Raw genomic sequence first — 7,240 nt, 5'->3', positions numbered from 1 at the left:
CCAACAACGCTGGGGACGCCCCCGAACACACGCCGCCTGACCAAACCGAAAAGGATCGCGGTCAACGCACTAGCGTCGGTGTTCCGCCGTAGTCACGGAGCCCTCTATGACGCGCTCGCGCAGGGAGCGGTCGATGAGGAACGGCTGCGGGACCCGCTCGCTGACCAGCTCCCACCCGACAGTCCGCTGATCTTCGGTGTGGACGTGACGACCTTCCCACGGCCGAACGCCGAGTGCTCACCTGACCGGGGCCTGCACTAAGCGCCGTGCCGCTGCGACGGCGACCGCAAGGTCGTGCCGGGCTGGGAGTTCCAATGGGTGACCGCCCTGGAATGGGGCCGCTCCTCGTGGACGCTGCCGGTCGACGCCCGCCGCCTGCCGCAGGACTCTTGTCCGGTGACCTCGACCGCCGAGCAGATCCGCGACCTCACCCGACGCCTGGACAGCCGGCCATCCCCGGACCAGGCCGCGCCGATGTTCGTGCTGGACCAGGGATACGCGGCCGCCGCGCTGACCCACGCCCTGGGCGACCTGCCGGTGCAGACACTTGTGCGGATCGCCGGCGACCGTGTCTTCTACGACGGCCGGCCCGCCCCCCCGCAAACCCGGCCCCGGCCGCAACGGCATCCACGGCCAGCGGTTCGCCCTCGCCACCGCGATGAACCTGCGCCGCCCCGACCAGCTGCTGATCGTGCCCGACACGACCAACTACGGACGGGTCGAGGTCCGAGCCTGGCACCGCATGCACCAGAGGGTCGCACGCTCGGGCTACTTCGCCCGCCTGGGAGACGAGCTGTTCACCCACCTCCCGATCATCGAGGGCACCGTCCTCGAAGTGCGGGTGGAACGGCTCCCCGACGGCCGCAGCCCGCACCGCGCCATGTGGCTGTGGCACTCCGGCCCTCATGCCCCCGACCTGGACGTGTGCTGGCGGGCCTACCTGCGCCGCTTCGACATGGAACACACCTTCAAGCTGATGAAATCCCAGCTCGGATGGACCGCGGCACGGCTGCGTCATCCCGAGCAGGCCATCCGCTGGACCTGGCTGCTCATCGCCGCCTACGCCCAGCTCCGCCTCGCCCGCGACCTGGCCACCGACCTGCGCCGGCCCTGGGAACGACCCCGCCCAGGCAAGCCCCTCACGCCCTACCGGGTCCGCCGCGCATTTCGACACCTGCGTGATCGCCTGGGCACCCCGGCACGTTTACCGAAAACCAGCCACCCCGGCCCCGGACGCCCTCCCGGGGGCAGGAACACCCCAGCCCCACGCCACCGCCTCGGGTCAGAACTCCGCAAATCAGGCATACCCGCGAAGCCGAGCCGCAAGAAAAAATGTTAAATCTCAAGTCAAGAGTACGCGCGCTTTTCCCATGATATCCAGCACAGTCTCCGTCGTCGCGATCTTCGCTTTCAACCGCTCGTTCTCCCGACGCAGCTTCTCCAACTCGATCTGCTCCGCCGACTTCACCGGCTTTCTCTCCCAGCCCTGCGCCACCGCACGTGCTCCTCCTCCCAACGCGCCCGCGTCACGGGCCCGGGTCCGCTCCACCACATGCGAGGAGAACAACCCTTCCCTGCGCAGAACCGCGCTCCTCTCTCCGTGCGGGGCGTTCTCGTACTYGGTGACGGTCCGCAGCTTGTACGCCGTGYTGAACACCCGCCACGACGGGCGCGGCGCAGGGTCAGGCCGCGGTGCCGACGTGCTCGCCTGCTCCTGCTCCTGCGGCTCCGGCTCCATGAACACGAAGGTCTCCGATCATGCCCTCTGTAGCCAACCCGCACCGAGCGAGCGTCTCACCCGAGGCCGACAGAGAGGGATGCGTACCCGTCGCGACCGGATCGCCCCGGGGCGTATACGCGAAAACTCCTCAGCGGCAGCGCGAGATCGTCGAGGCGGCCGCGGCCGTGTTCGCAGCACGCGGTTACTCCGGCGGGTCGCTTCGCCGAATCGCCAAGGACATTGGTGTGAGCGTCACAAGCGTGATGCGCCACTTCTCGTCCAAGGAGCTTTTGTTGGAGGCGGTCCTGGAGCATGCCGACTCGGAAGCAGTCAGGGCGATCGATCTCGATCCAGCGCGCGACGGGCTGCGGGTGACGATCGTGCGGCTCGCGGAGACTGGGCAGAAGCATCCTCACCTGGTGCGGCTGCTCGCGGTGCTGAGCTCCGAGGCGTCGGCCGTCGAGCATCCGGCGCACGGGTGGTTCGTCGAGCGATACCAGCGCGTTGTCACGGGCGTGGCCGGCTGGATCGCCGCCGACGGGAGTCCGCCTGTCCCTAGTACTAGCCGCCCGCGCGGCCGGTTGTTGTGCACCCTGGCCGACCTCGGGGACGCCGGCCGTCAGCTCAGCGCCGCCTGGCGGGCCAAGGAACACCTCCGCGACGTTTCTGCGCTTGTCTCCCCGCCGCATCGGCCGTCCGGCCCACCGTAGTGCGATAGCCGACGCTTTGAGCAGGTTCTTCTCCTACTGCGCGACCGTCGGGGAGACCGTCCCCGAGATCGTCACCCTCACCGAGACCATCTCCACCTGGCGCGTCGAGATCATCAACGCTGTTCAGCACAGCCTGTCAAACGCCAGCACCGACGRCATCAAATGGCTGATCAAACTTGTYTACCGGGTCGCGTTCGGCCTGCGCAATGTCACCCACCAGCAACGCCGAGCCCGCTACGCCGCCTCCCGATCCACCCAGCCGTCCTGGCTACGCAGTGTCATCACCGCCAGCCCGACACCGTGATTACTGTAGTTGATTACAGATTCCAGCCAACCGCGTAGCCTGTAAGACTCGCCACCACCCGCCTGTGCGGATTCTTCGCGAGGGGAAGCGGCGAATCTCCCGCGAACGCGACCGCCTTGATTTACTCCGGGAGCGGACCGGTACGTCCCACGAAGAAAAACCGCCATGGGACGTACCGGGAATGCACCAGCAAGCGACTCAGCCCAGAAGCCGCTGTCCGGTCTTCGTGGAGAACACGTGAAGCGCTCCTTCGCGTAGGCGCAGCCGGACTTTCTCACCTCTCCGGGGCACGTTTCGAGGAGCGACCCGTGCGATGACGGACGTGTTCCGCATGCCTTCGTTCCGCTGGTCCTCCTCGCTTACGATCATCGTCCCGTAGAGATACGCGTCGGCGCCGAGTTCCTCGACGAGGTCGACCGTCACGGCGAACCCCTCGCCGTCACCGCAGACGTCCAGTCCTTCGGGACGGAAGCCCAGCGTCACCGTAGTGGAGCCCTCGTCCGCTGCGGCCTGCACGGTCTTCCGCGGAAGCGGGACCACCGCCTCGCCAATCTGCGCACCGCCGTCCCGCAGCGGCACCTCGGTGACAGTCATCGCGGGCGAGCCGATGAAGCCGGCGACGAAGACGTTGGCGGGCCGCTCGTACAGGGCGAGCGGGGTATCGACCTGACACAGGCGGCCATCCTTCAGGACGRCCACCCGGTCGCCCATGGTCATGGCCTCGACCTGGTCATGGGTGACGTAGACCGTGGTGATCCCGAGACGCCGCTGCAGGGAGGCGATCTGGGTCCGGGTGGACACCCGCAGCTGGGCGTCGAGGTTGGACAGCGGCTCGTCCATGAGAAACACCTGCGGCTCCCGGACGATGGCCCGCCCCATAGCGACGCGCTGACGCTGCCCGCCGGAGAGCGCCTTCGGCTTCCGGTCGAGGTAGGGCTCGAGGTCCAACAGCTTCGCGGCCTCGGCGATCCGCCGCCGGCGCTCCTCCTTGGAGACACCGGCGATCTTCAGCCCGAAGCCCATGTTCTCGGCCACGTCCATGTGCGGATACAGCGCGTAGTTCTGGAACACCATGGCGATGTCCCGGCTCTTCGGCGGGAGATCGGTGACGTCACGATCACCGATCCAGATCCGGCCGGAGTCCACCGGCTCCAGCCCGGCGAGCATTCTCAGCGAGGTGGACTTCCCGCACCCGGACGGGCCCACGAGGACGAGGAACTCCCCGTCGGCGATCTGGAGATCCAGCGTGTCCACGGCAGGTAACGACCCGCCGGGATAGTTCCTCGTCGCCTTGGCGAATTCGACAGTTGGCATTGTGGCACACCTTTCACCGGCAGGAACGTGCCGGACGATCCGAGTGAACGGAGCCGCCAGGAATGGGGACCTCGGCGATTCAAGTTAAGGTAAAACACCGGTGGCTTTATGTCAACGGGTCATCACCGGCGACGATTCGTCACGCTCCGTACCCAAGACGAAGTGTGAGCGCCGCTTGGGGTGTGACGACGAAGGGACGGAGCTCCGCTGGCCCTGTGTGTCGAGGTGCGCGCAGGTGGATCACGTCGCGGACCCGGTCCTCGGGACGCGCATGTCACCTCGGCGATCTTCGCTGGGGTCATGCCGTGCGCCGAGAGCAGGACCATCCGCGTCCGGCGCCAGGTCACCACCGACCCCGAGGATCGTTGACACCCAGGCGGCGCGCTGACGAATGTGGTTGCGGCTGTCGTTCCGAGGCGAGACACCGACCCGTCGGCACCCGTCGGCAGGTCGACAGACAGCCGCCGCGCGGGACCGCTCAGACTTCCGAGGAGAGAGAGCGAGTGACGTCCAGTTTCGTGAGCCACCTGTCGGGCCACCCGTCCTCGACCCACGTGGCTTGGGGCTCGTACCCCGCCGCCCCGAGGTGCATCACTTCGTCGATTGCCTGCTGCTGCCGGGTGAGCACGGCGGCAATGACATCGAAGGGTTCGTCCCATCCATATCCGTCAAGGAACGCGGTGATGCGAGCCCTTCGGTCGGGCGCCGTTTCGAAACCGCGCCGCGCCAGCTCAACAGGATCTCTCTCGAAGGGGGCGAGCCATTCCAGCGCGTACACCACATCAGAAATCCGTGGCGCCGGGCGAGCGGCATCCCAGTCGAACAGACCGACCGCCGCACCGTTCACCCACGCCATGTTCGCCGGCTGAGGGTCGCCGTGACAGATGACCTCGCTCGGCTCGAACGGCACCGACCAGACCGCGTCGGGCGGCGGCGTCCATGCTGCCGCGACGTCATGCACCCGGCGCAACAGCCGACCAGCGGAGCGAACTCCATCCACATGCACTTGATGCGGCCAGGCCCGCTGCCCCGCGTCCCCCGGAACGATCTGCACACGCTCGGTCCGGTCATCCAACCCGACAGGGTTCGGTACAGGTAAACCCTYCGCTACCAGGAAGCGCAGAAGATCGTGCACCGTGGAGGTCCACGGCATCCTCGGACGAACAACCACATCGCCGAGGATCTCGACCCGCCGCAGGTCACCCACCACACGACCCTACAAGACCCTAGGCTCACCCCGGCATGCCCGAGAGTGGATTGCTGGGGTCAGCCGGCGTGCTCGGCCGGTCATGGCCATCCACACCGCGACCAGGCTCGCTGTCGTCGGGCATTCGAGTCCGTCCCGCGAGCCGTCGGCGACGGCACGACTCCCTCGCTACCAGCTAAGGCGCACTCGAGTGCGCGACCAATCGCGCGATGGCGATATCCAAGGCCGAGAGACCATCGATGGCTGAGTCAAGGTCCAGCCAGGTGAGGCGAACGAGTTCATCCGAAGCGGCGATGATCGGCCGAATCCCTGGATGCACGGAGTAGACCGCGGCATGCTCGACCCGCCTCGGATCGAGCAGTTCGAACATGGCGGATCCGCACCAGACGAGCTCTTGTTCTGGAATCGTGAGGCCAGTTTCTTCCCACAGCTCGCGGAGGRCAGCCTGTCGTGGTGTCTCGGCAGGTTCAATCATGCCGCCGGGAAGCTCCCATTGCTGGCGCCATCGGTTCAGTCCGAACAGCACTTCGTTGTCGAACTGGACTACGACGAGCGATAGCGTGCAAGGGGCCCGACCGATGAGACGTTCCCGCGGCTCGGTGCCTGGGCGGTAGTCGATGAGCCGCTGACCAGACGTGTCCTCCGCGATGATCCTTCCCACGGCGAAGAGCATCGCACAGCATGCGGATGAAATCCAACGGATCAGTTCCGTTGGCACTGTTGCACCGGCGGAGTCCGTCGTCCTGCGGCTACCGATCGGTCATGATCGAGTGATGCGTCGACGTCGTGGCTGTCCACCGGTTCCGGTGTCGGAGTTCGCGGGGTTCCGGTTCCCACCGGAGGTGATCGTCCTGGCGGTGCGGTGGTATCTGCGGTTCGCGCTGTCGTATCGGGACGTCGAGGAGCTACTCACCGAACGCGGCCTCGATGTGGATCATGTCACGATCTATCGGTGGGTGCAGCGCTTCACGCCCCTGCTGGTCGAGGCAGCTCGGCCGTGTCGGCACCGGCCGGGTGACAGGTGGTTCGTGGATGAAACGTATGTGAAGGTCGCGGGCCGATGGACGTATCTGTACCGGGCGGTCGACCAGTACGGCCAGGTCATCGACGTCCTGGCGAGCACCCGCCGTGACCAGGCCGCCGCCCGGCGATTCTTCGTTCGGGCGCTGACGCAGGGGCGTCGGCCGGTGGAGGTCACGACCGACAAGGCGCCTGTCTACCCGAGGATCCTCGACGAGCTGTTGCCCGAGGCCTGCCATGTCAACGCTGTCCGGGAGAACAACCGGATCGAGGCCGATCACGGCCGGTTGAAAGCACGGCTGCGGCCGATGCGCGGACTGAAACGCCTGCGGTCCGTCCAGACGATCAGCGCCGGCCACGCCCTGATCCAGAACATTCGCCGAGGCCACTACGAACTCGGGATCGACACCAACCCACAGTTGAGGCTGGCAGCCGCGTTCACCGAACTCGCCGTCGCAGTCTGACCGTCAGCCGTCCCGGCCGCTGGCATGCCCAGCTTCCCCGTAACGCAACTGTGAGTGGGTGTTCGATTTGTCTTGATTGCCGCTTATGTTCTATCGGGGGTCTCGCCAGGTGGGTGTGGTCTCGCCCGTTATGCGCTTGGCCGTGTTGTCGATCATGGCGATGTGGATCATTGCTTCGGAGCTGGCGGGGAGGGTCTCGTAGTCACGGGCCAGGCGGCGGTGCAGCATGAGCCAGCCCAGGCTGCGTTCGATGACCCAGCGTCGTTTGATGACGTGGAAGCCGCGGGTCCCGGTTTTTCTGGGAACGACCTCGACGTCGATGCCGAGGGCGGCGCCGTGCTCGACCACGGTGTTYTTGAAACCTTTGTCGACCCAGGTCTTGGATATCGTGTTCCAGGTTTCCTTCGTCTGGTTGAGCAGGCGTGTTCCCAGGGTGTTGTCCGAAAGATGAGCGGCGGTCACGGTCACGGCGAGCAGCAGGCCGAGGGTGTCGGTGACCAC

General features: G+C 66.5%; 8 protein-coding genes and 3 pseudogenes. 5 read left to right on the top strand and 6 right to left on the bottom strand.

The annotated features are described in order from the left end of the window. The first annotated feature begins 78 nt into the window (after positions 1 to 78). Positions 79 to 1,182: pseudogene (locus CC117_RS06855) on the top strand (transposase). 160 nt (positions 1,183 to 1,342) lie between these two features. Here CC117_RS06855 and CC117_RS06850 read toward each other — a convergent pair. Then, on the bottom strand, positions 1,343 to 1,744 hold the full coding sequence (locus CC117_RS06850) for a hypothetical protein (RefSeq protein WP_116287715.1): 402 nt from the start codon (positions 1,742 to 1,744) through the stop codon (positions 1,343 to 1,345). Positions 1,745 to 1,758: 14 nt separating this feature from the next. Between CC117_RS06850 and CC117_RS40365 the strand changes: the two are divergent. The 3 genes and pseudogenes from CC117_RS40365 to CC117_RS37290 form a co-directional block, all read left to right on the top strand. Further along, positions 1,759 to 1,965, top strand: a pseudogene (locus tag CC117_RS40365) (hypothetical protein); the annotation flags it as partial. Further along, positions 1,966 to 2,430 carry a TetR/AcrR family transcriptional regulator gene (locus tag CC117_RS06845; RefSeq protein ID WP_071082910.1) on the top strand — a complete coding sequence of 155 codons (465 nt, stop codon included), beginning with the start codon at positions 1,966 to 1,968 and terminating at the stop codon, positions 2,428 to 2,430. Between the two features lie 16 nt (positions 2,431 to 2,446). Beyond that, complete coding sequence (locus CC117_RS37290) at positions 2,447 to 2,734, top strand: transposase (RefSeq protein WP_071082909.1); 288 nt, start codon at positions 2,447 to 2,449, stop codon at positions 2,732 to 2,734. Between the two features lie 198 nt (positions 2,735 to 2,932). Here CC117_RS37290 and CC117_RS06835 read toward each other — a convergent pair whose 3' ends face one another. The 4 genes and pseudogenes from CC117_RS06835 to CC117_RS06825 all read right to left on the bottom strand — a co-directional run bounded on the left by CC117_RS06835 (position 2,933) and on the right by CC117_RS06825 (position 5,928). Next, positions 2,933 to 4,048: an ABC transporter ATP-binding protein gene (locus CC117_RS06835; protein WP_071082908.1), complete on the bottom strand. Its 1,116-nt coding sequence runs from the start codon at positions 4,046 to 4,048 to the stop codon at positions 2,933 to 2,935. A gap of 235 nt (positions 4,049 to 4,283) precedes the next feature. Further along, positions 4,284 to 4,416: pseudogene (locus CC117_RS40360) on the bottom strand (IS630 family transposase); the annotation flags it as partial. Between the two features lie 110 nt (positions 4,417 to 4,526). After that, on the bottom strand, positions 4,527 to 5,255 hold the full coding sequence (locus CC117_RS06830) for a phosphotransferase (protein WP_198541759.1): 729 nt from the start codon (positions 5,253 to 5,255) through the stop codon (positions 4,527 to 4,529). Between the two features lie 175 nt (positions 5,256 to 5,430). Next, positions 5,431 to 5,928: an NUDIX hydrolase gene (locus CC117_RS06825; RefSeq protein ID WP_071082906.1), complete on the bottom strand. Its 498-nt coding sequence runs from the start codon at positions 5,926 to 5,928 to the stop codon at positions 5,431 to 5,433. A 133-nt stretch (positions 5,929 to 6,061) separates the two neighbouring features. Here CC117_RS06825 and CC117_RS06820 point away from each other — a divergent pair, with 133 nt between their 5' ends. Further along, complete coding sequence (locus tag CC117_RS06820; RefSeq protein ID WP_071082905.1) at positions 6,062 to 6,739, top strand: IS6 family transposase; 678 nt, start codon at positions 6,062 to 6,064, stop codon at positions 6,737 to 6,739. Positions 6,740 to 6,829: 90 nt separating this feature from the next. Here CC117_RS06820 and CC117_RS06815 read toward each other — a convergent pair. Beyond that, a partial coding sequence (locus CC117_RS06815) for a transposase (RefSeq protein WP_157905364.1) occupies positions 6,830 to 7,240 on the bottom strand: 411 nt, incomplete at its 5' end.

The organism is Parafrankia colletiae, from assembly GCF_001854655.1.
Taxonomy (GTDB): Bacteria; Actinomycetota; Actinomycetes; order Frankiales; family Frankiaceae; genus Parafrankia; species Parafrankia colletiae.
Note: the sequence above shows the minus strand (reverse complement) of the source record. Positions and strands in the feature narration are given on the sequence as shown.